Origin of the sequence: Streptomyces sp. NRRL F-6676 (genome assembly GCF_000725625.1) — a bacterium.
GTDB lineage: Bacteria > Actinomycetota > Actinomycetes > Streptomycetales > Streptomycetaceae > Streptomyces.
In genome coordinates this window covers 34031-57218 of record NZ_JOHS01000023.1, presented here as the reverse complement: position 1 = coordinate 57218, position 23188 = coordinate 34031, and the positions used below count along the sequence as shown (strand labels likewise).

Annotated in this window: 21 protein-coding genes and 1 riboswitch; of the genes, 16 read left to right on the top strand and 5 right to left on the bottom strand. The window is 74.6% G+C overall.

What is annotated here, in order from left to right; all coding sequences use genetic code 11:
- Window positions 1-204: 204 nt before the first annotated feature.
- Entirely contained in the window at window positions 205-1476 is a 1272-nt protein-coding gene (locus tag IO29_RS16625) for a hypothetical protein (protein WP_030379635.1), read from the top strand.
- A 48-nt stretch (window positions 1477-1524) separates the two neighbouring features.
- Complete coding sequence (locus IO29_RS38950; RefSeq protein ID WP_199808927.1) at window positions 1525-1683, top strand: hypothetical protein; 159 nt, start codon at window positions 1525-1527, stop codon at window positions 1681-1683.
- A 158-nt stretch (window positions 1684-1841) separates the two neighbouring features.
- Here IO29_RS38950 and IO29_RS16620 read toward each other — a convergent pair whose 3' ends face one another.
- On the bottom strand, window positions 1842-2708 hold the full coding sequence (locus IO29_RS16620; protein WP_030379634.1) for a MaoC/PaaZ C-terminal domain-containing protein: 867 nt from the start codon (window positions 2706-2708) through the stop codon (window positions 1842-1844).
- A gap of 261 nt (window positions 2709-2969) precedes the next feature.
- Here IO29_RS16620 and IO29_RS16615 point away from each other — a divergent pair, with 261 nt between their 5' ends.
- From IO29_RS16615 to IO29_RS16600, 4 genes are all read left to right on the top strand, one after another.
- A complete protein-coding gene (locus IO29_RS16615) occupies window positions 2970-4028 on the top strand; it encodes an ABC transporter ATP-binding protein (protein ID WP_078618261.1) in 1059 nt (352 codons plus the stop codon).
- On the top strand, window positions 4028-4747 hold the full coding sequence (locus tag IO29_RS16610; protein WP_030379632.1) for an ABC transporter permease: 720 nt from the start codon (window positions 4028-4030) through the stop codon (window positions 4745-4747). The genes IO29_RS16615 and IO29_RS16610 overlap by 1 nt, the downstream gene beginning before the upstream one ends.
- A gap of 102 nt (window positions 4748-4849) precedes the next feature.
- Window positions 4850-6199 carry a sensor histidine kinase gene (locus tag IO29_RS16605; protein WP_051707665.1) on the top strand — a complete coding sequence of 450 codons (1350 nt, stop codon included), beginning with the start codon at window positions 4850-4852 and terminating at the stop codon, window positions 6197-6199.
- Window positions 6200-6304: 105 nt separating this feature from the next.
- Window positions 6305-6934, top strand: coding sequence for a response regulator transcription factor (locus tag IO29_RS16600; RefSeq protein WP_030379630.1), 630 nt, complete (start codon window positions 6305-6307; stop codon window positions 6932-6934).
- A gap of 39 nt (window positions 6935-6973) precedes the next feature.
- Here the strand turns inward: IO29_RS16600 and IO29_RS16595 are convergent, their stop codons facing one another.
- Window positions 6974-8398 (bottom strand): MFS transporter, encoded by a 1425-nt coding sequence (locus IO29_RS16595; RefSeq protein WP_030379629.1) that lies wholly within the window; start codon window positions 8396-8398, stop codon window positions 6974-6976.
- A 279-nt stretch (window positions 8399-8677) separates the two neighbouring features.
- On the opposite strand from IO29_RS16595, the gene IO29_RS16590 reads away from it, so the two are divergent.
- The 5 genes from IO29_RS16590 to IO29_RS16570 all read left to right on the top strand — a co-directional run bounded on the left by IO29_RS16590 (window position 8678) and on the right by IO29_RS16570 (window position 13704).
- Window positions 8678-10447, top strand: coding sequence for an MFS transporter (locus tag IO29_RS16590; RefSeq protein WP_030379628.1), 1770 nt, complete (start codon window positions 8678-8680; stop codon window positions 10445-10447).
- A gap of 93 nt (window positions 10448-10540) precedes the next feature.
- Window positions 10541-11242, top strand: coding sequence for a class I SAM-dependent methyltransferase (locus IO29_RS16585; protein ID WP_030379627.1), 702 nt, complete (start codon window positions 10541-10543; stop codon window positions 11240-11242).
- A 10-nt stretch (window positions 11243-11252) separates the two neighbouring features.
- The gene (locus IO29_RS16580) at window positions 11253-12206 is read left to right on the top strand and encodes an N-acetylmuramoyl-L-alanine amidase (protein ID WP_030379626.1); all 954 of its coding nucleotides are present in this window, start codon (window positions 11253-11255) and stop codon (window positions 12204-12206) included.
- A 173-nt stretch (window positions 12207-12379) separates the two neighbouring features.
- Entirely contained in the window at window positions 12380-13222 is an 843-nt protein-coding gene (locus IO29_RS16575) for a hypothetical protein (RefSeq protein ID WP_030379625.1), read from the top strand.
- Between the two features lie 188 nt (window positions 13223-13410).
- On the top strand, window positions 13411-13704 hold the full coding sequence (locus IO29_RS16570) for a hypothetical protein (RefSeq protein ID WP_030379624.1): 294 nt from the start codon (window positions 13411-13413) through the stop codon (window positions 13702-13704).
- A gap of 21 nt (window positions 13705-13725) precedes the next feature.
- Here IO29_RS16570 and IO29_RS16565 read toward each other — a convergent pair whose 3' ends face one another.
- From IO29_RS16565 to IO29_RS16555, 3 genes are read right to left on the bottom strand one after another with little or no spacing between them, the layout of a single operon-like run.
- Window positions 13726-14799 carry a prenyltransferase/squalene oxidase repeat-containing protein gene (locus tag IO29_RS16565; RefSeq protein WP_030379623.1) on the bottom strand — a complete coding sequence of 358 codons (1074 nt, stop codon included), beginning with the start codon at window positions 14797-14799 and terminating at the stop codon, window positions 13726-13728.
- Window positions 14796-15554, bottom strand: a complete 759-nt coding sequence (locus tag IO29_RS16560; protein WP_030379622.1) for a class I SAM-dependent methyltransferase — start codon at window positions 15552-15554, stop codon at window positions 14796-14798. Before IO29_RS16560 ends, IO29_RS16565 begins: the two co-directional genes overlap by 4 nt.
- Window positions 15548-16972: a glycosyltransferase family 4 protein gene (locus IO29_RS16555; protein ID WP_030379621.1), complete on the bottom strand. Its 1425-nt coding sequence runs from the start codon at window positions 16970-16972 to the stop codon at window positions 15548-15550. The genes IO29_RS16560 and IO29_RS16555 overlap by 7 nt, the downstream gene beginning before the upstream one ends.
- Window positions 16973-17191: 219 nt before the next feature.
- Window positions 17192-17256, top strand: a riboswitch (cobalamin riboswitch).
- Window positions 17257-17401: 145 nt separating this feature from the next.
- Between IO29_RS16555 and IO29_RS16550 the strand changes: the two genes are divergently transcribed.
- Genes IO29_RS16550 through IO29_RS16530 form a run of 5 tightly spaced genes read left to right on the top strand, consistent with a single transcriptional unit; the run spans window position 17402 to window position 23015 of the window.
- Window positions 17402-18610, top strand: coding sequence for an SCO2321 family membrane protein (locus IO29_RS16550; RefSeq protein ID WP_030379620.1), 1209 nt, complete (start codon window positions 17402-17404; stop codon window positions 18608-18610).
- Window positions 18607-19245, top strand: coding sequence for an SCO2322 family protein (locus IO29_RS16545; protein WP_030379619.1), 639 nt, complete (start codon window positions 18607-18609; stop codon window positions 19243-19245). The genes IO29_RS16550 and IO29_RS16545 overlap by 4 nt, the downstream gene beginning before the upstream one ends.
- The gene (locus IO29_RS16540) at window positions 19238-20368 is read left to right on the top strand and encodes a CbiQ family ECF transporter T component (protein WP_030379618.1); all 1131 of its coding nucleotides are present in this window, start codon (window positions 19238-19240) and stop codon (window positions 20366-20368) included. Before IO29_RS16545 ends, IO29_RS16540 begins: the two co-directional genes overlap by 8 nt.
- Window positions 20365-22050, top strand: coding sequence for an ABC transporter ATP-binding protein (locus IO29_RS16535; protein ID WP_030379617.1), 1686 nt, complete (start codon window positions 20365-20367; stop codon window positions 22048-22050). The genes IO29_RS16540 and IO29_RS16535 overlap by 4 nt, the downstream gene beginning before the upstream one ends.
- Window positions 22047-23015, top strand: coding sequence for an ECF transporter S component (locus tag IO29_RS16530; RefSeq protein WP_051707664.1), 969 nt, complete (start codon window positions 22047-22049; stop codon window positions 23013-23015). The genes IO29_RS16535 and IO29_RS16530 overlap by 4 nt, the downstream gene beginning before the upstream one ends.
- Window positions 23016-23188: the final 173 nt, after the last annotated feature.

The following is a 23188-nucleotide window of genomic DNA, read 5'->3' as shown; positions in this document are numbered from 1 at the left end:
TCTTCGGTACCCGTATGTGTGAAAGCGGGGGGTCGGCGGGACATGGGGGCGGGTGGGAAAACTAGCGTCCTTGCCGGAGGTGACCGAATGATGACGGCCAGTGCCTCCCCCGGGGTCGCCGTACGCGGGTCCGGGGGTTCCGTTTCGCCCAGCCCGAAGGCACCGTCTCCCCCACCGCCCCCTACCGGGTCCCCGAGTTCCTGCGTGCTCGCCGCCGACGGGTCCTACGCCGCCCGGCTGGCCGGGCACCCCGCGTCCCGGTACGCCGAGCGCTGGACGCTGGACGGCCCGGAGCCGTACGCCGTGCCGCTCCCGACCGAGCAGCCGGAGGAGCCCGGCGCCGAGGTGCTGCCGCTGACCGACGGGCGGGTGCTGGTGCACCGGGTCGCGGACGGCACCCGGCACACGTTCTCCCTGCTGTACCCGACCGGCCCCGGCACCGGAGAGCTCGCGCTCGGCTCGGTCGAGTGCCCGGGCCCCGGCACCGTCCTGCGGCTGCTGCCGCCCTCCCCGGCCGGCACCCGGGCCTACGCCCTCGCCGCCGGTCCGGAGTCCACGGCGGTGTGGCTGATCGCGGACGGCGACTTCGGACCCGAGCACCTCGCCGAGGTACCGGGCCACTGTTCGGGCGGGGTGTGGCTGGACACCACCGGCCGGATGCTGGCCCTGGACCGCACCCGGGACGGCCGTACGAAGACGGTGGTGGTGGACCTGGAGCGGGGCGGCGAGATGTCGCCGCTGTTGCAGATCGCGGACGACAGCGACGACCGGCTGCTGCTCGCCGACGCCGACAGCGGACTGCTGCTGATCCGCTCCGACGCGCCCTCCCCCGGCCGGGAGCGGCTCGGCTGGGGCGTGCTGGGCAGCACGCTGCCGGTCAGGTTCCCGGAGTCGCTGCGGGTCGAGGGGTGCGCGGTGACGCCGTTCGCGATCCAGCCGGGGCAGATCCTGACGCCGGAGGCCTGTGCGGTGGCGCTGCGGGTCGACGGTGCGGGCGGCTCCTGGCTCGGCCTGTGGCGGCCGGCCGAGCGGCGGCTCCAGCACGTTCCGGCGCCCGAGGGCTGGCTGCCGGGCACCGGGCGGTGGACCCGTGAGGGCGAGCTGCACCTGCCCTGCACGACGGCCGCCGCCCCCTGCTCGGTGGCCCGGCTGACGGCGCCGGTGGCGCCGCCCGCGCCGTCCGGTCCCGTCGCGGAAGCGTCACAGCGCCGTAACTGTTCGTCCCCGTCCGAGGGCGGCGAGGAGGCGGCGCACGGCCCGGAACCCCGCGCGCCCGAGGGCTCCCAAGCGCCCCCGGAGGCAACCGGTCCGACCACCCGTCCGGTGCCGTTGCAGCAGGCCCCGCTGGGTGCGGCGCGGCCCCCCGAGTCGCCCCGACGGGCCCCGGCGGAAGGAGAGTCGGGGCCGTCCGGAGGGGGCTCGCCGAAGCCTGCCCGCCATGTGGTCGTCGCTGCGGTCGTCAGTGACGCCGGATAGGATCACCCGGCTGTACGAAGGATCTTTTCTACGGGGTGAAGACTTCCCATGAACGACATCAGCACCAGCACGCAGCCGCCCGGCACCGAGGGTGACGAGGCGACGGGGCACGGCCGGCACCGGGGTCCGGTCTCCGCGCAGGAGGCGGAGACGCAGCCGCGTGGCCGGCACCGCCGGGAGGGCGAGGAGTCGTCCCACGCGGCCTGACGCCGCCCCGCCCGACACCGCTCGGCCCCGCTCGTACGTTCGTCACGGGCGGGGCCGTCGCATGTCGTCGGCTCGTCGGCTCGTCGGCTCGTCGGCTCGTCGGCTCGTCGGCTCGTCGGCTCGTCGGCTCGTCGGCTCGTCGGCTCGTCGGGAGGATCTCAGGAGTGGGTGACGGTCGTGTCCGCGAGGACGGGGGCCTCCGCCCGGTCCACCGCGCTCACCGTCACGCGTACCGACCCCTCCGCGCCCGGCGCCCGCCACATGCGGACGCGCAGGGTCTCGCCCGGGTACGCCACCCCGGCGAACCGTGTCGTGTACGCGTGGACCCGGGTGACGTCGCCGTCGAGCAGCGTGTCGACGACCGCCTTGAGCGTCATGCCGTATGTGCACAGCCCGTGCAGCACGGGCCGTTCGAATCCGGCGCGGGCGGCGAACTCCGGGTCGGCGTGGAGCGGGTTGAGGTCGCCGGTCAGGCGGTAGAGCAGCGCCTGGTCCTCGCGCACCGGGCGGTCGACGGTCAGGTCCGGGGTGCCGGACGGCGGTGCGGGGCGGGCGGAGGGGCCGCGCTCGCCGCCCCAGCCGCCCTCCCCGCGTACGTGGACCCGCGCCTCGTCGGTCCACAGCGGCCCCTCGGCGTCGGCCACGTCGGTGCGCAGGACCAACAGGGCCGCACGGCCCTTGTCGTACGCCGCGGTGATCCGCGAGGTGGCGACGGCACGGCCCGCGACGGGGAGCGGACGGTGGACGGTGAGGTGCTGGCCGGCGTGCAGGACGTGGGCGAGGTCGACGTCGACGCCGGGGACAGAGAGGGCGGCGATCACGCCGGGCTCACCGCCGCCCGCGACGGTGGCGAAGCCCGGCAGGACGTGCAGCCGGGTCTCCAGGGTGTAGCGCAGCTCGCGGGGGTCGGTCGCCGGGGCGCCCGCGCCGAGGGCGAGGTGGTAGAGCTGCACGTCCTTGGCGGTCCAGGCGAGCTCGCGGGTGCGGGGCGCGGCGGCGAGGGCCCGGGCGGCGTCGAGGGGCATGGGAGGGGACTCCTGGGGTGAGGGGGACTCCTGGGGTGAGAGGACTCCGGGGGTGGGGAAGCCTTCGGGCCGGGAAGCCTCGGAAGCTGGGGGCGCTTCGGGAATTTCTCCCGGGGACCCATGACATTTGTCCCGGCGAAGAGCGTACGACCGACACTGCCGCCGGCCGCTCGGCGCCCCTACCTTCGAATCATGACCACGACCGAGGGCACGACCGAGGGCACGACGACGACAGCGGCCGGTGCACCCGCAGCCGCACCCATGTCCGCCGCGCGGGTGCACGACGCCGCCGCGCGGACGGGCATCCCGGCGGGGCCCGCCGCCGTCTCCTTCACCGGAGCCGTCAAGACCTTCGGGGCGGTCCGTGCCGTCGACGGGATCGACCTGGAGATACGGCGGGGCGAGACCGTCGCGCTGCTGGGCCGCAACGGCGCCGGCAAGTCCACCGCGATTTCCCTGCTGCTGGGGCTGAACACGCCGGACGGCGGCGCGGTCGAGCTGTTCGGCGGCTCCCCGGAGGCCGCGGTGCGGGCCGGTCGGGTCGGGGCGATGCTCCAGGAGGCGCGGGCGGTGCCCCGGGTCACGGTGCGGGAGCTGGTCTCCTTCGTGGCCGGCCGGTACCCGGCTCCGCTCCCCGTCGCCGAGGCGCTGGAGCTGGCCGGGATCGGGGAGCTCGCCGGGCGGCGGGTGGACCGGCTGTCCGGCGGACAGACCCAGCGGGTGCGGTTCGCCGTGGCGTTGGCGGGCAATCCCGAGCTGCTGGTCCTCGACGAGCCCACGGCCGCGCTCGACGTGGAGGCACGGCACGCGTTCTGGGCGTCGATGCGGGCCCGCGCCCGGCACGGCCGGACGGTGCTGTTCTCCACCCACTACCTGGAGGAGGCCGACGCGCACGCCGACCGGACAGTGGTCGTCGACCACGGCCGGATCGTCGCCGACGGCACCGCCGAGCAGCTCAAGCGCGCGGCGGGCGGCACCCTCGTCGCCTTCGACCTGGCGGGGGACGACGTCCGGGGGCTGGAGTCGCTGCCGGGCGTGCGGTCGGTGGAGGTGCGCGGGGAGCGGGCGCGGCTGCGCACCGACGACTCGGACGCGACGGTGGTGGCACTGGCGCGGCGGAACGCGATACGCCGCCTGGAGGTCGTCCCGGCCTCCCTGGACGAGGCATTCCTGGCCCTGACGGCGGACGGAACGACCGGCGAGACGCCGGACGGAGCGGCGGCCGGGACGGGGGACGAACCGGTTCAGGCGGTTCAGGCGGTTCACAAGGCTGACGTGGCTCGCGAGGGCGGGCCGCGACGGGGGACGGAGACGGACTGATGTGGGACTACCTGCGGCTCGAGGTGCGCCGGACGCTGCGTGACGTCGGCTTCGTCATCGGCGGGGTCGTGATGCCGGTGATGATGTACCTGCTCTTCACCAATATCGGCGGTGCCGCCGACGGCGACTGGAAGGCCGCCGCGATGGTCGGCATGGCGGCGTACGGCGCGGTCGGCTCCGCGCTCAACACCGGTGGCGGGGTCGCCGAGGACCGGGCGATCGGCTGGCTGCGCCAGCTCCGGGTGACGCCGATGACACCGCGCCAGGTGGTGCTGGGCAGGGCGCTGACCGGCGGGGTGACGGTGCTGCCGGCGATCGTCGCGGTACTGCTCGCGGGCGGTCTCGTCAACGGCGTACGGCTCGGGGTGTGGCAGTGGGCGGTGATCGCGCTGCTGCTGTGGCTGGGGTCGGTGCCGTTCACGCTCCTCGGACTGGGCAACGGCTACCGGCTCACCGCGCAGACCACGGGCGTGGCGAACATGGTGTGCAATCTGGGGCTCGCGGTGGTGGGCGGGCTGTGGTTCCCCGTGGAGCTGTTCCCGCACTGGTTGCGCTCGATATCCGCGTACACGCCGACCAACCGCTTCGCCCAGCTCGGTACGGCGGTGGCCGACGGACACGCGCCGGCGGCCGGGGCCGTGCTCGTCCTGACGGCCTGGCTGCTGGTGTTCGGCGGATACGCCGTACTGGCCTACCGCCGGACCGGACGGACCGTCTGACCTGCCCCTCCCTGCCCGTCCCTACCCGACCGACCCGACCTACCCGACCGACCCGACCTACCCGACCGACCCACCGACCCGACCTGCCTGGGAGCACGGAACATGAGCTGGATGCGGAGCGTCTCCTGCCAATGGCGGGCGTGGCGGGCGGCACGCGCGGCCTGGCGGGAGGACTGGAAGCGGACGCGGACCGAGTACCGGGCCGCCCGGAAGTCCGGGCGGTCGCCCGAGACCCCGGGTCCCCCGCCCACCGGCTTCACCCTCCTCCCCTGGCTGCTGATGGGGATGGGCGCGTTCTCCAATCTGTTCCAGGGCGAGACACCCAACGCCTGGATCGGGGCCCTGGGCCTGCTGGCCTTCAACTCGCTCTACATCTACGTGGTGTTCCGCGCCTTCCACGCGGCGACGCGCGAGGCCCGCTCCACCCGCCTTGCGCTGGTGCTGATGGGGCTGGTGACCTGCGGCCTGGCCATCGGGTACGGCGGCAACTGGCTGCTGTTCTTCCCGCTGCTCGGGCTGGCGACGGGGGCGGTGGTGCGGGGGCCGTGGCTCGGCAGATACGCCCTCGGGCTGACCGCGCTGGCGACCGTCGTCGCCGGGCTGCGCGAGGGCTGGGACGCCATCGGCATCGCCTACGGCACGTTCCTGTCGACGATGGTGACGGCCGCGATCCTCTCCCTGTCGGAGGCGGTGCGGCAGTTGCGGGCGGCGCGCGAGGAGCTGGCGCGGCGGGCGGTGGAGGAGGAGCGGCTGCGGTTCTCCCGCGATCTGCACGATCTGCTCGGGCACACGTTGTCGGTGATCGTCGTCAAGTCGGAGGCCGCGCGCCGGCTGGCCCCGCGGGACCTGGAGGCGGCGCTGGCGCAGGTCACCGACATCGAGTCGGTCGGCAGACAGGCGCTGACCGAGATCCGGGAGGCGGTGACCGGGTACCGCGAGGGCAGTCTCGCCACCGAGCTTGACCGGGCGTCCTCGGCGCTCACCGCGGCCGGCATCGAGCCCGTCGTCCGGCGGTCGGGGCCGCCGCTGGCACCGGCAACGGAGGCGCTGCTGGGCTGGGTGGTGCGCGAGGCGGTCACCAATGCCGTGCGGCACAGCGGGGCGCGGCGGTGCGAGATAGCCGTCGACGGGTCGTCGTCGGCCGAGCGGATCCGGCTGACGGTCACCGACGACGGGGGCGGGGACGAGGGCGGGGAGGCGGCCGGCGGGGGCGGTGACGAGGGCGGGGAGGCGGCCGGCGGGGGCGCGGGCGCGGCTCCGGGCGGCGGTACCGGTCTGAAGGGGCTGACCGAGCGCCTCGCGACGGCGGGCGGCTCGCTGCGGGCCGGCCCCTCACCGCGCGGCGGCTTCACGGTCACCGCCGAACTCCCCCGGGACCCGGAGGGGTTGGCGGAGCCGTCATGGAGCGGAACGGGGGGTGCGACCGCGGCCGCGGCGCCCGGGGCCGTGTGACCAGCCGGCCGTGCCGCTCGCTCGGTCAAACGCCCGTTCCCAGCTCTCGCCCGTTACCTGCTCTCGCCCCGTTACCTGCTCTCGCCCGTTCACTACTCTTGGGCCGTGAACGAGACACCCCGTACCGAGCCCGTCCGTGTGCTGCTCGCCGAGGACCAGGGGATGATGCGCGGCGCACTCGCCCTGCTGCTCGGTATGGAGGACGACCTGGAGGTGGTCGCCCAGGTCTCGACGGGCGACGCGATCGTGGCCGCCGCGCTGGAGCACCGGCCGGACGTGGCGCTGCTCGACATCGAACTGCCGGGCATGAGCGGTCTGGACGCGGCGGTGGAGCTGCGGGTGCGGGTGCCTGGGTGCCGGGTGCTGATACTGACGACGTTCGGGCGTCCTGGGTATCTGCGCCGGGCCATGGAGGCGGGCGCGGCGGGGTTCCTGGTCAAGGACGGTCCGGTGGAGGAACTGGCCGCGGCGATCCGCCGGGTGCTGGCGGGCGAGAGCGTCGTGGACCCGGCGCTCGCCACGGCGGCCCTGAGCGCGGGGCCCAGTCCGCTGACACCGCGCGAGTGCGACGTGCTGCGCAGTTCGGCGGACGGGGCGACGGTCGCCGATATCGCGGCCCGGCTCCATCTGTCGGAGTCGACGGTGCGCAACTACCTGTCGTCGGTCATCGGCAAGACGAACACCCGCAACCGTACGGAGGCCCTCCGGGAGGCCCGCCACCAGGGCTGGCTGTGACCCGGCCCCGGCCCGCCGCGGCCGGCCGCCGCCGCACGTTCACGCATGCGCCGTCGCACGCCTCCTCGGCAGCCACACCGCCATGACCGCCGCCCCCGCCAGCAGCACGACGGCGCTGACCCGGAAGGACAGCGCGTAGCCCTCGGTGAGGGCGGCGCCCGTGGTCCGGTCCCCCGTGCGGGTCGCGGCGACCGTCGACATGACCGCGAGGCCGAGCGAACCGCCCATCGTGCGCGAGGTGTTGACCAGTCCGGAGACGAGGCCGGCGTCGTCCGCCGCCGCGCCCGAGGTCGCGAGGGACGCCAGCGGGGTGGCCGCCAGGCCGGCGCCCAGCATCATCAGCACCCCCGGCAGCATGATGGAGGTGACGTATCCGCCGTCGGCCGTCATCATCGACTGCCGGCCGAAGCCGGCCGCCGCGACCAGCGTGCCGAGCACCGCCACGTTGCGCGCGCCCAGGGACGGCATCAGCCAGGGCGCCCCCTTGGAGCCCAGCAGGACCGCGAGCGAGCTGGGTATGAGGGCGACCCCGGCCTCCAGCGGGCTGTAGCCGAGCACGTTCTGCGCGTAGAGGGTCATGAAGAACCACATGCAGAACATCGCCGAGCCGCACACGAACATCGCCACGTTCGCCGAGGCCACCGACCGCAGCCGCAGCAGCGTCAGCGGCATCAGCGGCGCCGCCGTGCGCGCCTCCACCGCCAGGAACAGCGCGACCAGGGCGAGGCCGGCGCCCAGCGGAGCCAGGGTTCCGGGCGCCGTCCAGCCGTCGGACTCGCTCCGTACGATCCCGAAGGCCAGTGTCGCCAGGCCGGCCGTGACCAGCAGGGCGCCCGCCACGTCCAGCCGCCGGCCGTTCCCCGCGCGGCTCTCCCGCAGTCCGCGGGCCGCGCCCGCCAGGACGACCGCGCCGACGGGCACGTTGATCAGCAGCACCCAGCGCCAGGACAGCGCGTCCACGAGGACCCCGCCGACGAGCCCGCCCGCGGCGCCGCCGCCCGCGCCGACCGCCGTCCAGGTGGCGATCGCCCGCGCCCGGGCGGCGCCCTCCGGCACCGCCGCGGTGACCAGGGTGAGCGTGGAGGGCGCGAGGACGGCCGCGCCCAGGCCCTGCACCGCCCGGGCCAGCAGCAGTTGCCAGCCCTCCTGCGCCAGGCCCCCGGCGAGCGAGGCCAGCGTGAACAGACCGAGCCCGACCACGAACATACGCTTGCGCCCGTACAGATCCCCGGCCCGGCCGCCGAGGAGCATGAACCCGGCGAAGGCGATGGCGTAGGCGTTGACCACCCACTGGAGCCCGGGCGCGCTCAACCCGAGGTCGGTGCGCATCGAGGGCAGCGCCACGTTGACCACGGAGACGTCCAGGACGACGAGGAACTGGCCGGCGCAGGCGAGCGCGACCACCACCCAGGCGGGCGGCGCGGTCAGGGACGGCGTACGGGTGTCCGACACTGCTCGAAGCATGCGGCCATGCTCGCAGTGACCACTGACAGTCGCATCGACATTTCGCCCCACGGCCCCACCTCGCGACCTGACAGATCGTCAGATCACCATGAAAGGTTAAAGTCGGTCAAGATTTCGTTAGTGACCCGAAGCATCGGAATAGTTGCCCATGCATACAAGGTTCATCCTGCACGCACCCCGCGTACGCGACCGACGCGTACGCGACCGGCGCGCACCAGATCCACGCGCACCCGACCCACGCGCACCACCACCCCTTTACCGGCCTGGAGGCCCCCTTTCATGACGCACACGTCGACCGACCGGCCTTCCCGGGCAGCGACCGGAGGCGCGGTCGTCCCGGTGCTCGCCTTCGCGGGCATCGTCGTCGCGGTGATGCAGACGCTGCTCGTCCCGGTCATCAAGGATCTGCCCGTCCTGCTGGACACCTCCGCGGGCAACGCGACCTGGGTCCTGACCTCCACCCTCCTCTCCGGCGCCGTCGCCACGCCGATCATGGGCCGGCTCGGCGACCTCTACGGCAAGCGCAAGATGCTGCTGTTCAGCCTCGCCGTGATGGTCGTCGGCGCGCTGATCAGCGGTTTCACCAGCGCGCTGCTGCCGATGATCGTCGGCCGTACGCTCCAGGGCTTCGCCATGGGCGCGATACCGCTCGGCATCGGCCTGATGCGCGACATGCTGCCCCGTGAGCGGCTCGGCTCGGCGATGGCCCTGATGAGCTCCTCGATCGGCGTCGGCGGCGGACTCGCGCTGCCCGCCGCCGCCCTGGTCGCCCAGCACGCCGACTGGCACGCCCTGTACTTCGGCTCCGCCGCCCTCGGCGTCCTGTGCATCGTGCTCACGCTCGTCGCCGTGCCGGAGTCCCCGATGCGCGCCAAGGGCACCTTCGACGTGGCGGGCGCGCTCGGTCTGTCCGTCGGCCTCGTGCTGCTCCTGCTGCCGATCACCAAGGGCAGCGACTGGGGCTGGGCCTCGACCCGGACGCTCGGCCTGTTCGCCGCCGCCCTCGTCGTCCTGCTGCTGTGGGGCCTCATGGAGCTGCGGCTGAAGGCACCGCTGGTCGATCTGCGCACCACCGCCCGCCGCGAGGTGCTGCTCACCAACCTCACCTCGGTCATGGTCGGTGTCGCCTTCTACGCCGTCTCCCTGGTCCTGCCGCAGCTGCTCCAGCTGCCGAAGTCGACCGGGTACGGCCTCGGCCAGTCCATGGTCGTCGCCGGTCTGTGCGTGGCGCCGCTGGGTCTGACGATGATGCTGACCGCCCCGGTCTACGCCCGGCTGTCCGCCCGGTTCGGCCCCAAGTTCACCCTGATCCTCGGCATGATCGTCATCGCGGTCGGCTACGGCGCCGGGCTGGGCCTGATGAGCGCGCCCTGGCAGACGATCATCATCTCCGTCGTCCTGGGCGCCGGCATCGGTCTGGCCTACTCCTCGCTGCCCGCGCTGATCGTGGGCGCGGTCCCGGCCTCCGAGACGGGCGCCGCCAACGGCCTCAACACCCTGGCGCGCTCCATCGGCACCTCGACCTCCAGCGCGGTCATCGGCATGGTCCTCGCCAACAGCGCCACCCACGCGGGCGGCGCGGTGCTGCCGACGATGCACGGCTTCCGGGTCTCGTTCCTGATCGCGACCGGCGCGGTCGTGGTCGGCGTGGTGCTGGCCCTCTTCCTGCCCGGCCGCCGGCCCGCGACCGCGCCGGTCCTGGTGGCGGACAGCGAGGAGGACGCGGCCCTGAAGCGGGCGCAGGAGCTGCTCGGCGGCTTCCGCGGCCGGGTCCTGGACGCCGCCGGCGCCCCGGTCCCGCGCGCCCGGGTCACCCTGATCGACCGCCGGGGCCGGCAGGCGGGCGCGACGCTCACCGGCGCCGACGGCAGCTACACGCTCGCCGTCCCGGCCGAGGGCCCGTACGTGCTGGCCGCGAAGGCCGCCGGGCACGGCCCGCACGCCTCCCGCGCCACGCACGCGGGCGACGACCGCCCGGTCGACCTGGACCTGGCGCTGCCGCTGCCCGGCGAGGGCCGCACCCTGCCGGAGGAGACGGTCACCGCCTGATCCCGTCCCCCGCACGCGCCCCGCACCCCCCGTCGGTCCCCCGGCGGGGGGTGCGGCAGCATGGGGCCCCCGTGCACCACCGAGGGAGGCCCCATGCCGCCGGCACCGAAGCCCGAGATCCTGACCGCGTTCGAGGCGGCGAAGGGGTTCATGCCCACCGACGAGGGGCTCGCGCTGTACGCGGCGGCCGTCGACGCGGGGCGGCTCGGGCTGCCGCTGCTGGAGGTCGGCACGTACTGCGGCCGCTCGACGATCCTCCTCGCCGACGCCGCCCGGGACGCCGGCGTCATCGCGCTCACCGTCGACCACCACCGGGGCAGCGAGGAGCAGCAGCCCGGCTGGGACTACCACGACCCGGAGACGGTCGACCCCGAGGTCGGCCTGATGGACACCCTGCCCACCTTCCGCCGCACCCTGCACCGGGCCGGCCTGGAGGACCACGTCGTCGCCCTCGTCGGCCGCTCCCCGCAGGTCGCCGCGGTGTGGAACTCGCCGCTCGGCCTGGTCTTCGTCGACGGCGGCCACACCGACGAGCACGCGGGCGCGGACTACGCGGGCTGGGCGCCCCATGTCGCCGAGGGCGGCCTCCTCGTCCTGCACGACGTGTTCCCGGTGGCGGAGGACGAGTTCACCGGGCAGGCCCCGTACCGGGTGTATCTGCGCGCGCTGGAGTCGGGCGGGTTCACGGAGGTGTCGGTGACGGGTTCGCTGCGCGTGCTGCGTCGGACCGCGTCCGTACCCGCACCGGCGCCCGCCCCGTCCGGTTCGCACGACGCCGCCGCCGCGCGCCGATAGGCTCGCTGTCGTGTCGTACGTCGGTCCAGAGTTCGAGCCCGTTCCGCAACGCCGTTCCCGGCGTGGTCCGTTCACCGTGGCGCTCGCCGCGCTGGTGCCGGCCGCGCTGGCGGGCTGGCTGGTCTACGAGGTGGTGGGCGACTCCGGCGGATCCGGCGGTTCCGGCCCGTCCGCGCAGGCGGCGGGCGTCTCGGGGCACTCCGCCGGCCCGTCGTCACCGGACGCGAAGGGCGGCCGGGACGGCACGGGCTCCCCGTCCGCGTCCGCCGGAACGGGTGGCTCCGGCGGACGTTCCCTCAAGGGCAAGGTCGTCGTGATCGACCCCGGTCACAACCCGGGCAACTTCAAGCACTCCGCGGAGATCAACCGCCAGGTGAACATCGGCACCAACGCCAAGGAGTGCGACACCACCGGCACCGCCACCAACGCCGGTTACCCCGAGGCCGACTTCACCCTCGACGTCTCCCGCCGGCTGCGCACGCTCCTGGAGGAGCGGGGCGCCACCGTGAAGCTGACGCAGGACGGCGACCGGCCGTGGGGGCCGTGCGTGACCGAGCGCGCCGAGATCGGCAACAAGGCGCACGCGGACGCGGCGATCTCCATCCACGCGGACGGTTCGGCGGCCGGCAACCGCGGCTTCCACGTCATCCTGCCGGGCGCGGTGCACTCCGGCGCCGCGGACACCCGCGCGATCGCCGGTCCCTCGCGCGACCTGGGCGTCGGGATCAAGGACGGCTTCGCGCGCGCCACCGGCACCGCTCCCTCCAACTACATAGGCGGCGGTACCGGCCTGGACGTACGGGAGGATCTCGGGGGTCTCAATCTGTCAACGGTTCCCAAGGTGTTCATCGAATGCGGCAACATGCGCGATAGCAAGGACGCGGCGCTGCTGACCAGCGGGGCCTGGCGGCAGAAGGCGGCGGAGGGAATCTCTGAGGGAATCGTGAGTTTCCTGCGGGGGTAGTGGCGGTCGCACGGCACCGGGCGGACACGCACGTCAGACGGACGATAGTGTCCTCCCTACGATGAGGGGGCCACCCCCCGCGCTTCACCCCGCGGCCGACAGGCCCTGGCTACACGGTGCACAGCGACGCCTCCCACGATGCCGGTGACGAGACGACTGACGAAGGACCTGAAGTGAATATCCGCTCCCTCACTAGAGGCGACGGCGTGGTGATCGGAGCAGCGGTGTTGCTGTTGATCGCGTCGTTCCTCGACAACTACTCGATCGACGGCGCCCCGGACAGTGTCGACATCCCCAGCGCCTGGGGCAACGGACCGCTCCTGCTGAGCGTGTTCCTCGCCGGCGTCATCGGCGCCGTCCTCATCGTGCTCGCCCGGGGGCTGCCGCAGGTGCCGAAGGTCGTCGGCCTGGACCTCGGCCAGTTCGGCATCGCGCTCACGGTCTTCGCCGCGTGGAGCGCGATCGGCAACATCTTCGACCCGGTGGGCGGTCTCGACAACTTCGAGGGCGCGGACAGCAACTTCGACCCCGGTGTCGGTCTCATCCTCGGCCTCATCGCCACCCTCGTGATGGCCGCCGCCGCGGTCGCCACGCCGCTGGTGCCGGCGCTGAAGGGGGCGCTCGTCGGCGCCCCGCGCCCGGCCGCCCCGCAGCCCTACGGTGCCCAGCCGCCCGCCGGTTACGGCTACCCGGGCGCGCAGCAGCAGCCGTTCGGCGGGCAGCCGCAGCCGGGGCAGCCGTACGGGCAGCCGCAGCCGGGCCCCGCGGCTCCCCAGCCGCAGCCGCAGCAGGCGCAGGCGGCGCCGCAGCCGGGCGGGGACTTCTCGCCGTTCTGGTTCGCGGTGCCGGTGACGCGGCCGCTGTTCGCGGAGGACAACTCCGGCGGCCAGATCGCCGAACTCGCGCCGGGCACCTGGTACCTGGCGGTCGAGCAGCGCGGTGCCGCGCTGGTGGCGCAGACGCAGGACGGCCGGCGCGGCGTCCTCCAGGACACCAGCGGCATCCAGCGCGGCTGAGGCGGCACGTCCGCCCCGGACCACCGGGCGGCACGTCCGCCCCGGACCACCGGGCGGCACGACCGCCCCGTACCACCGAACGGCCCCTCGCCCTCCCGGGCGGGGGGCCGTCGCCGTCCTCACCCGCAACTGCCGCCCGCGCGGGAGCGGTTGGGTTTCATACGGCGGACGGCGGCAATCCGCAAGGTATGTCCCCTCGATATCACAGCAGTGCGAACGGGGCCGGGACGGTCATCGCGATCGTCGCCGATGTCATGGCCCTGATACTGGGTCTCTGGATCCTGATGTACCTGTTGGACGCCAACCCGGGCAACGACCTGGTGCAGTTCGTCCACGACGTGGCCCGCTGGCTGGCCGGCTGGTCACGTGACCTGTTCACGTTCGACGAGGCGTGGGCACGCGTCGTGGCGGGCTACGGCCTGGCGGCGGTCGTCTACCTGTTCATCGGACACGCCATCGCCCACCGGATGCAGCGCCACTAGGCCCCTCGACCGCTGCGGGGTTCACGCCCCGCAGCAGTCCGGGTCGAGGCCCCTCGGCAGGTGCGCGCCGCCGAACACCGTGCACGTCGCCTCGTCGCCGCCCAGGGCCGCGACCGCGAGGAGCAGGGAGCCGGCGGTCCATGTCGTCAGCTCGCGCGGCCACACCGTCGCGTCCTCGAAGACGTAGCCCGTCCAGTAGAGCCCGGACTCCGCGTCCCGCAGGTGCTGGATGGACTTGAGGATGTCCAGCGCACGGTCGGACTCGCCCGTCGCCCACAGGGTGAGGGCGAGTTCGGCGGACTCCCCGCCCGTCACCCACGGGTTGGGGACGACGCACCGCACCCCGAGCCCGGGCACCACGAAGCGGTCCCAGCCCTCCTGGATGCGCGCCGTGGCCTCGGCACCGGTCAACGCGCCGCCCAGCACCGGGTAGTACCAGTCCATCGAGTAGCGGGCCTTGTCCAGGAACCGCTCCGGGTGCCGGCGGATCGCGTGGCGCAGCGCGCCCACCGCCAGCTCCCAGTCCGGCTGCGGCTCCTCGCGCTGTTCGGCGAGGGCGAGCGCGCAGCGCAGTGCGTGGTGGACGGAGGAGGAGCCGGTGAGCAGGGCCTCGGCGGTGGCGCCGCCGTCGTCCTCGCCCTTCCAGCCGATCTGGCCGCCGGGCTGCTGGAGCGCGAGCACGTACTCGACGGCCGCGTACACCATGGGCCACATGCGGTCCAGGAACGTGTCGTCGCCCGTGGACAGGTAGTGGTGCCACACGCCGACGGCCGGGTAGGCGACGAAGTTGGTCTCCCGGCCGCGGTCGGTGACGCGTGAGAAGTCGCCGTCGGCGTAGGCGGCGTACCAGGAGCCGTCCGGGTTCTGGTGGCGCGCGAGCCACTCGTACGCCCGTGCGGCGGCCTCGTGCTCGCCCGCCGCGTCCAGGGCCATCGCGGCCTCGGTGTGGTCCCAGGGGTCGAGGTGGTGTCCGCGGAACCACGGGATCGCCCCGTCCTCCCGCTGGACGGCGAGGATGCCGGCGACGGTCTCGGCGGCCTGCTCGGCGGTGAGGACCCCGGGCAGGACGAGGTGTTCTGTCCGGGGAGTGGTCACGAAGCGCCCACCGGTTCGGTGCCCTTGGCGGCTTCGGCCGGCAGGTGCGGCTTGGTCGCGTAGGCCACGAAGCTCTTGCCGATGAGCGGGTTCAGCGCGTTCTCGGCGACCCGCGTGGCCAGCGGCTTCTTCATGATGTCCCAGACCAGCAGCTTGTGGTACGCCCGCACCGGCAGCGCCTTGTCGTTGTCGACGCCGAACGCGCACTTCAGCCACCAGTACGGGGAGTGCAGCGCGTGCGCGTGGTGGCTGCCGTAGGGGCGCAGCCCTGCCTCCCGCATCTTCGCCAGGAGTTCCTCCGCGCGGTAGATGCGGATGTGGCCGCCCTCGACCTCGTGGTACGCGTCGGACAGCGCCCAGCACACCTTCTCCGGGCCGTAGCGCGGCACGGTGACGGCGATGCGGCCGCCGGGCTTGAGCACGCGGACCATCTCGGCGAGGACGCCCTTGTCGTCGGGGATGTGCTCCATCACCTCGGAGATGATGACGACGTCGAAGGACTCGTCCGGGAAGGGCAGCGCGAGGGCGTCGCCCTCCATGGCGGTGGCGGTCGCGCCGGCCGGGGCCTCGCCCTCCTGTTCCATCGCGGCGAACCACTTGGCGACCTCGCGGATCTCCTCGGCGTTGCGGTCCAGCGCGACGACCCGGGCGCCGCGCCGGTAGCACTCGAACGCGTGCCGGCCGGCACCGCAGCCCAGGTCCAGCACCCGGTCGCCCGGGGCGAGCGGGAACCGGGAGAAGTCGACGGTCAGCACGTGGCCCTGCTTTCGCGGTCGGGGTCGTCGGGGGCGGGGAGGGGGACGGTGAGAGGAGCGGGAGCGTGGCGAGCGGCGGCCGCCCGCGCCGCGGAACGACCGCCGTGCGCGGCTCGGGCCATCGCCTCGCGGTAGTGGGCCACCGTGCCCTGTGCCGCGCGCGCCCAGGTGAAGTGCCGCAGCACGCGGTCGCGGCCGGCCGCGCCGAGCCGGGCCCGCAGCTCCGGGTCGCCCAGCAGGCGGGCCAGCGCGGTGGCGAGGGCGCCCGGGTCGCCGGGCGGCACGGCCAGGCAGGTCTCGCCGTCGGGTCCGGCGACCTCCGGGATGGCCCCGCCGGTGGTGGCCACCAGCGGCGTCCCCGTGGCCATGGCCTCCGCCGCCGGCAGCGAGAACCCCTCGTACAGCGAGGGCACGCACGCCACCTCGGCCGACCGCACCAGGTCGACGAGTTCCGCGTCCGAGATGCCCTTGACGAACTCGACGGCGCCCTCGACGCCGTACCGTTCCATCGCCTGCGCCACCGGCCCCTCCCCGGGCCGCTTGCCGACGACGACGAGGTGGGCGCCGGGGTGCTCGGCGCGCACCTTGGCCAGCGCCTCGACGAGGAACACCAGGCCCTTGAGCGGCACGTCCGCGCTGGAGGTGGTGACGATCCGGCCGGGCACCTTGGCGACGGAGGCGTCCGGCGCGAACAGGTCGGTGTCGGCGCCGATGTGCACGACGTGCACCCTCTCCCGCCGTACGCCGAGATGGTCGACGATCTCCTGCTGGGAGGAGCCGGAGACGGTCAGCACGGACGGCAGCCGCCGCGCGACCCGCTTCTGCATCCGCGTGAAGCCGTACCAGCGGCGCACCGAGGCGCGGCGCTGCCATCCCTCGGCGGCGTCCAGCTCCAACTGCCGGTCGACGGTGATGGGGTGGTGGATGGTGGTGACCAGGGGCGCGCCGACGTCGCCCAACAGGCCGTAGCCGAGCGTCTGGTTGTCGTGCACGACGTCGAACTCGCCGCGCCGGGCGCGCAGATGGCGGCGGGCGCGCAGGGAGAAGGTGAGCGGTTCGGGGAAGCCGCCGGTCCACATCGTGCCGACCTCGAGCGCGTCGATCCAGTCCCGGTACTCGTCCCGCCCGGGGGTGCGGAAGGGGTCGGGCTGGCGGTAGAGGTCGAGGCTGGGCAGTTCGGTGAGGGTCGGCCCGTCGGCCCCCTCGTCGAGCACGTCGAGGACCGGGTAGGGCTGCGCCCCGATGACCTCCACCCGGTGGCCGAGGCGGGCCAGTTCGCGGGAGAGGTGGCGGACGTAGACGCCCTGGCCTCCGCAGAACGGGTTCCCCTTGTAGGTGAGGAGCGCGATGCTGAGCGGTCGCCCGGCGTCGGCGGCAGGTCCGGGAGGGGAACCCGCCTGACTGGCCTCAGCGGTCACTCCGGGCCCCTTCCTGCCTGCGCGGTCCCGCGACCTTACGCCGGGACGATAATCCGGAACAAGTTCAGACTTGATCGTTCAAGAGCCTCCGAATCTACCGGCAGGTAGCCTCGCTGTGAGCGGTGGCCCGGGTGATTCGCACCACGGCGGACCCAGGCCGAGGCCCCGGGGGCGGGCCGGTACAGTGGCCGCGTCGTCATCACGCCCGTACGGGGGAAAGCCGGTGCGAATCCGGCGCTGACCCGCAGCCGTATGCCGTCCCCCACAGGGGCCGGTGAGCCGGATTGCCCCGCACCCGCCGTGACCGGCTCAGGTGCGTCGGCCGTCCGCCGGCGTACGACACCGTCGAGGTCTGCGGAGTCGAGCCGCCCGGGAGGTCCGTCCGTCCCGTGCTGCCCGGCTCCCCGCAGGGAGAGGCACCCGCCGATCATGTTTGTCCGCCGCTGCGCCACGGCTCTGGCCGCCGTCGCCGTGATCGGTGCCGGGGCCGCGCCCGCCGTCGCCGCCTCCCCCTCCCCGTCGCCCTCGGTGGCGCTGCCCTCCGGGCTGTACGGCACCTCCGACCCCACCTACGACGGCGTCTGGCGGCAGTCCCTCGCCCTGCTCGCACAGGACACGGTGGGTGTGAAGCCGGCCGCCAAGGCCGTGGACTGGCTGACCGGGCAGCAGTGCGCGAACGGCGCGTTCGCCGCGTTCCGCGCGGAGCCGTCGAAGGCCTGCGACGCCAGAACCATGGTCGACACCAACAGCACGGCCGCCGCCGTGCAGGCCCTCGTCGCCCTCGGCGGGCACGGCACCGAGGTCGGCAGGGCCGTGGACTGGCTGACGGCGAACAAGAACAAGGACGGCGGCTGGGGTTACTCCCCGGGCGGGGCGAGTGACGCCAACTCCACCGCCGTCGTGCTCGGCGCGCTGACCGCCGCCGGGGAGAAGGACCTCGACGCCTCCTACGACGCCCTGCTCACCTTCTCCCTGCCCTGCGACGGCGAGGGCGAGGGCGCCTTCGCCTTCCAGCCGGACAAGAAGGGCAGGCTCGCCGCCAACGCGGACGCGACCGCCGCCGGTGTCCTCGGCGCGCTCGGCAAGGGCCTCGCCGCCCCGGCGGGCAAGAAGGCGGACGCCTCCTGCTCCGACGCGGGCGACCTCACGCCCGCCAAGGCCGCCGCCAACGGGGCCTCCTACCTCGCCGGGGCGATGGCGAAGGACGGCCATCTGATCTCCGCGCTGCCCGGCTCCACCGACCAGCCCGACGTCGGCAACACCGCCGACGCCGTCGTCGCGCTCGCCGCACAGGGCGGCGCGGCGCGGGCCGCGAAGCCGCTCGCCTGGCTGGAGAAGAACTCCGCGGCCTGGGCGAAGCAGAACGGTCCCGGCGCCTACGCCCAGCTGATCTTCGCCGCTCACGCCACCGGCACCGACCCGCACGACTTCGGCGGCGAGAACCTCGTCTCGCTCCTCGACGCCACGGGCCCGGCCCCGCAGAAGCAGGCGCGGGGAGCGGGGGCGAAGGACTCGGCCCAGCAGGGCGACGACGGTGACAGCTACGGCGTCTACTGGTTCGTCGGCGTCTGCCTCGTCGCCGGCATCGGCATGGGCTTCCTGCTCAGCGGCCGCCGCAAGGCCGGGCAGGGGTCGTGAGCCGCCGCCGTCGCGCCGCCGTCCTGCTGCTGTCGGCGTTCCTGCTGCTCGCGGGCGCCGGGCAGGCGCGGGCCGCCGGGTACCGCTACTGGTCCTTCTGGGAGCGCGACGGCGACCACTGGACGTACGCCACGCAGGGCCCCTCCCTCGCCCGCCCCTCCGACGGGGACGTGCAGGGGTTCCGGTTCGCGGTGAGCGAGGACTCCGCCGACGCGACCCGGCCGCGCGGGGACGCCGCCTTCGCGGACATCTGCGCGAGGACGCCCGCGCGAGCGGGCGCGAAACGGGTCGCCCTCGTCCTCGACTTCGGTACGGCGGCCGACGCGCCCTCCGGCGAGACACCCCCGGCGCGGCGGGTGGCGTGCGCGCGGGTGGCGCCGGACGCGACGACGGCCGAGGCGCTGGCGTCGGTGGCGAAGCCCTTGCGGTACGACACGAACGCGCTGCTGTGCGCGATCTCGGGTTATCCGCAGAAGGGGTGCGGGGAGCAGGTCGCGGCGGCGGGTGCCGCCTCGGGCGCCGGCGAGTCCGACGGCGACAGCGGCGGCGGCCCCTCCGTGGGGCTCCTCGCCGGGGGCGCCGTGATCATCCTGCTGGCGGCTGCGGGGGTCTGGCAGGCCAGGCGTCGTGGGTGAGGGTGGTGAGGGAGCCGCTGCCCTCGGTCATGGCACCCTGCACCCCGCCGCATGGTGGATCTGGGCCCTTTCCCTCGGCACCGCCGCGACCCGCACCACCAACCCCCTTCTCCTCGCCCTCCTCCTCACCGTCGCCGGGTACGTCGTCGCCACGCACCGCACCGCCGCCCCCTGGTCCCGCTCCTACGCCGTCTTCCTGCGGCTCGGCCTGGCCGTACTGCTGCTGCGGCTGGCGTTCGCCGTCGTGCTCGGCTCGCCGATCCCCGGGACGCACACCCTGCTCACCCTCCCCGAGGTCCCGCTCCCGCACTGGGCGCAGGGCATCCGGCTGGGCGGCCGAGTCACCGCCGAGGGCGTGCTGTTCGCGCTGTACGACGGGCTGAAGCTGGCCACGCTGCTGGTGTGCGTCGGCGCCGCCAACGCCCTCGCCAACCCCGCCCGCCTCCTCAAGTCCCTGCCGGGCGCGCTGTACGAGGTGGGCGTCGCCGTCGTCGTCGCGCTCACCTTCGCGCCGCACCTCATCGCGGACGCCCGGCGGTTGCGCGCGGCCCGCCGGCTGCGGGGCCGCCCGGACCGGGGGCTGCGCGGTCTGCTCCAGGTCGCGCTGCCGGTGCTGGAGGGCGCCCTGGAGCGGTCGGTCGCGCTGGCCGCCGCGATGGACGCGCGCGGCTACGGCCGCACCGCCGACGTACCCGCCCCGGTGCGCCGTACGACCGCCGCGCTCACCCTCGGCGGTCTGCTCGGCGTGTGCGCGGGCACGTACGGGCTGCTCACCGCGGCGGGCGGCACGTACGGGCTGCCGGTGCTGCTCGCCGGGGCGGCCGCCGCGCTCGGGGGGCTGTGGCTGGGCGGCCGGCGCTCCCCGCGCACCCGCTACCGTCCGGACACCTGGACGCCGCGTGCCCTGCTGGTCGCCGGTTCCGGTGCCGCCGTCGCCGTGGCGCTCACGTGCGCCGCGTCCGCCGATCCGGCCGCCCTGCACCCCGGCGTGGTGCCGCTCGTCGCGCCCACGCTCCCGTTGTGGCCGGCGGCGGCCGTGCTCCTGGGCCTCCTCCCGGCCCTCGTCGCACCCGCCCGGCCCACCTCACCGCCGCCGGAAACCGCCGAGGAGCAGCCGTCGTGATCCGCTTCGAGAACGTCTCCGTGACATACGACGGCGCCGCCGGACCCACCGTGCGGGGCGTGGACTTCGAGGTGCCGGAGGGGGAACTCGTCCTTCTCGTCGGCCCGTCCGGCGTCGGCAAGTCGACCGTGCTCGGCGCGGTGAGCGGGCTCGTCCCGCACTTCACCGGCGGCACCCTGCGCGGCCGGGTGACGGTCGCGGGCCGCGACACGCGTACCCACAAGCCGCGCGAACTGGCCGACGTGGTCGGCACGGTGGGCCAGGACCCGCTCTCGCACTTCGTCACCGACACCGTCGAGGACGAACTCGCCTACGGCATGGAGTCGTTGGGCCTGGCCCCGGACGTGATGCGGCGGCGCGTCGAGGAGACCCTCGATCTGCTGGGCCTCGCCGGGCTGCGGGACCGTCCGATCGCGACGCTCTCCGGCGGCCAGCGGCAGCGGGTGGCGATCGGCTCCGTCCTCACCCCGCACCCGAAGGTGCTGGTCCTCGACGAGCCGACCTCCGCGCTGGACCCGGCCGCCGCCGAGGAGGTGCTGGCCGTCCTCCAGCGGCTGGTGCACGACCTCGGCACGACGGTGCTGCTGGCCGAGCACCGGCTCGAGCGGGTGGTGCAGTACGCCGACCAGGTCGTGCTGCTGCCGTCGCCGGGCGCCGCGCCGGTGCTCGGCAGCCCGGCGGAGGTGATGGCGGTGTCCCCGGTGTTCCCGCCGGTGGTGGACCTGGGCCGGCTGGCGGGCTGGTCCCCGCTGCCGCTCACCGTCCGGGACGCCCGGCGCCGGGCCGGCGCACTGCGCGAACGACTGGCCGACCGGGAGCCCGCGCCCGGCGGCCCTCCGCACGCCCACGCGAAGCCCCCCGCTCCCCGTCCGTACTCCCCCGGGCGCCGGTTCCTGCGCCGGCGCGCCCCCGAGGTGCCGTCCGCCGGCGCCCCCGCCGCCGAGGTGCGCTCTCTCGCCGTACGCCGAGGCGGGGTGCGGGCGCTGCACCGCGTCGACCTCACCGTCGCGCCCGGCGAGACCGTGGCCCTGATGGGCCGCAACGGTGCCGGGAAGTCCACGCTCCTCAACACCCTGGTCGGACTGGTGGAACCGTCCGCCGGTGCGGTGCGCGTAGGCGGCGCGGTCCCGCACCGCACCGCGCCCCGCGAGCTGGTGCGCCGGGTCGGCCTGGTCCCGCAGGAGCCGCGCGACCTGCTGTACGCCGACACGGTCGCCGCCGAGTGCGCCGCCGCCGACCAGGACGCCGGGGCCGCCTCCGGCACCTGCCGGGCCCTGGTCTCCGACCTGCTGCCCGGGGTCACCGACGACACCCACCCCCGCGACCTCTCCGAGGGGCAGCGGCTCGCGCTCGCGCTGGCCGTCGTGCTGACCGCCCGCCCGCCGCTGCTCCTGCTCGACGAGCCGACCCGGGGCCTGGACTACGCGGCCAAGGCCCGCCTGGTCACGGTGTTGCGGGGGCTGGCCGCCGAGGGGCACGCGAGCGTGCTGGCCACGCACGACGTGGAGCTCGCCGCCGAGCTGGCCCACCGGGTGGTGCTGCTGGCCGAGGGCGAGGTGATCGCCGACGGTCCGACGGCCGACGTCGTCGTCTCCTCCCCCTCCTTCGCGCCCCAGGTCACCAAGATCCTCGCCCCGCGGCCGTGGCTCACGGTGGCCCAGGTCCGGGAGGCCCTGCGATGACCGCGCCGGACCGCCGTACCCGCCGCCCCCGCGCCGTCCGCCTCGGCCCCCGTTCCGTGGCCGCGCTGGTGCTGGCCGGCGCGGTGGGCGTGGCCGCCTTCGGGTGGCCCTTCCTCGCGCCGCCCGAGTCGCAGCTCAGCGCCCACGCACAGGACGCGCCCTGGCTGTTCGCGGGGCTGCTGGTGCTGCTGGTCGGAGTGGTGGCGGCGACGATCTCGGAGTCGGGGCTCGGCCCGAAGGCGGTCGCGATGCTCGGCGTGCTGGCGGCGACCGGCGCGGCGCTGCGGCCGGTGGGCGCGGGCACGGCCGGGATCGAGCCGATGTTCTTCCTCATGGTGCTGAGCGGCCGGGTCCTCGGCCCCGGCTTCGGCTTCGTCCTCGGCTCGGTCACGATGCTCGCCTCCGCCCTGCTCACCGGCGGGGTGGGCCCCTGGATGCCGTTCCAGATGCTGGCGATGGGCTGGTTCACGATGGGCGCGGGCCTGCTGCCGGCCCCGATGGGCGTCCCCCCTGCTCGTGGGGGTCCCCCCTGCTCGAACGAAGTTGAGAGCTTGGGGGAGAAGTCGAGAGCTTGGGGGAGTCTGCGCGGCCGGGGGGAATCGCTCCTGCTCTCCCTCTACGGCTTCCTCGCCGCCTTCGCCTACGGCACGGTCATGAACCTGGCCGGCTGGCCCTTCATGGGCGGCCTCGCCTCGGGCGTCGCCTTCGACCCGCACGCGGCGGTCCCGGCCAACCTGGCCCGTTTCGTCGCGTACTGCGTGGCCACGTCGCTCGGCTGGGACCTGGGCCGGGCCGTCGTCACGGCCGTCCTCACCCTCACCCTCGGCCCGGCGGTGCTGCGCGCACTGCGCCGGGCCACGCGCCGGGCCGCCTTCGAGACGCCGGTCACGTTCGAGGGCCCCGGAACGACCCCGGAGGGTGAGACGGCGCGCGCGAACCGTCACACCGAGACGGTTGAGCGGTGAAGCACCCCACATGACCCACGTCACCTACGACCCGGCCTCGTAGCGGATCGGGCGTGACGCGGACACCTCATTACAGGCGCCGACCTGGGGTTTGAGAGCCAGGTCACAGCAGGGGTCGGCCCGTCGGATGCGACGACAACTAGTAAAAGGGGTGTTTGCGGACGATCCGTCGG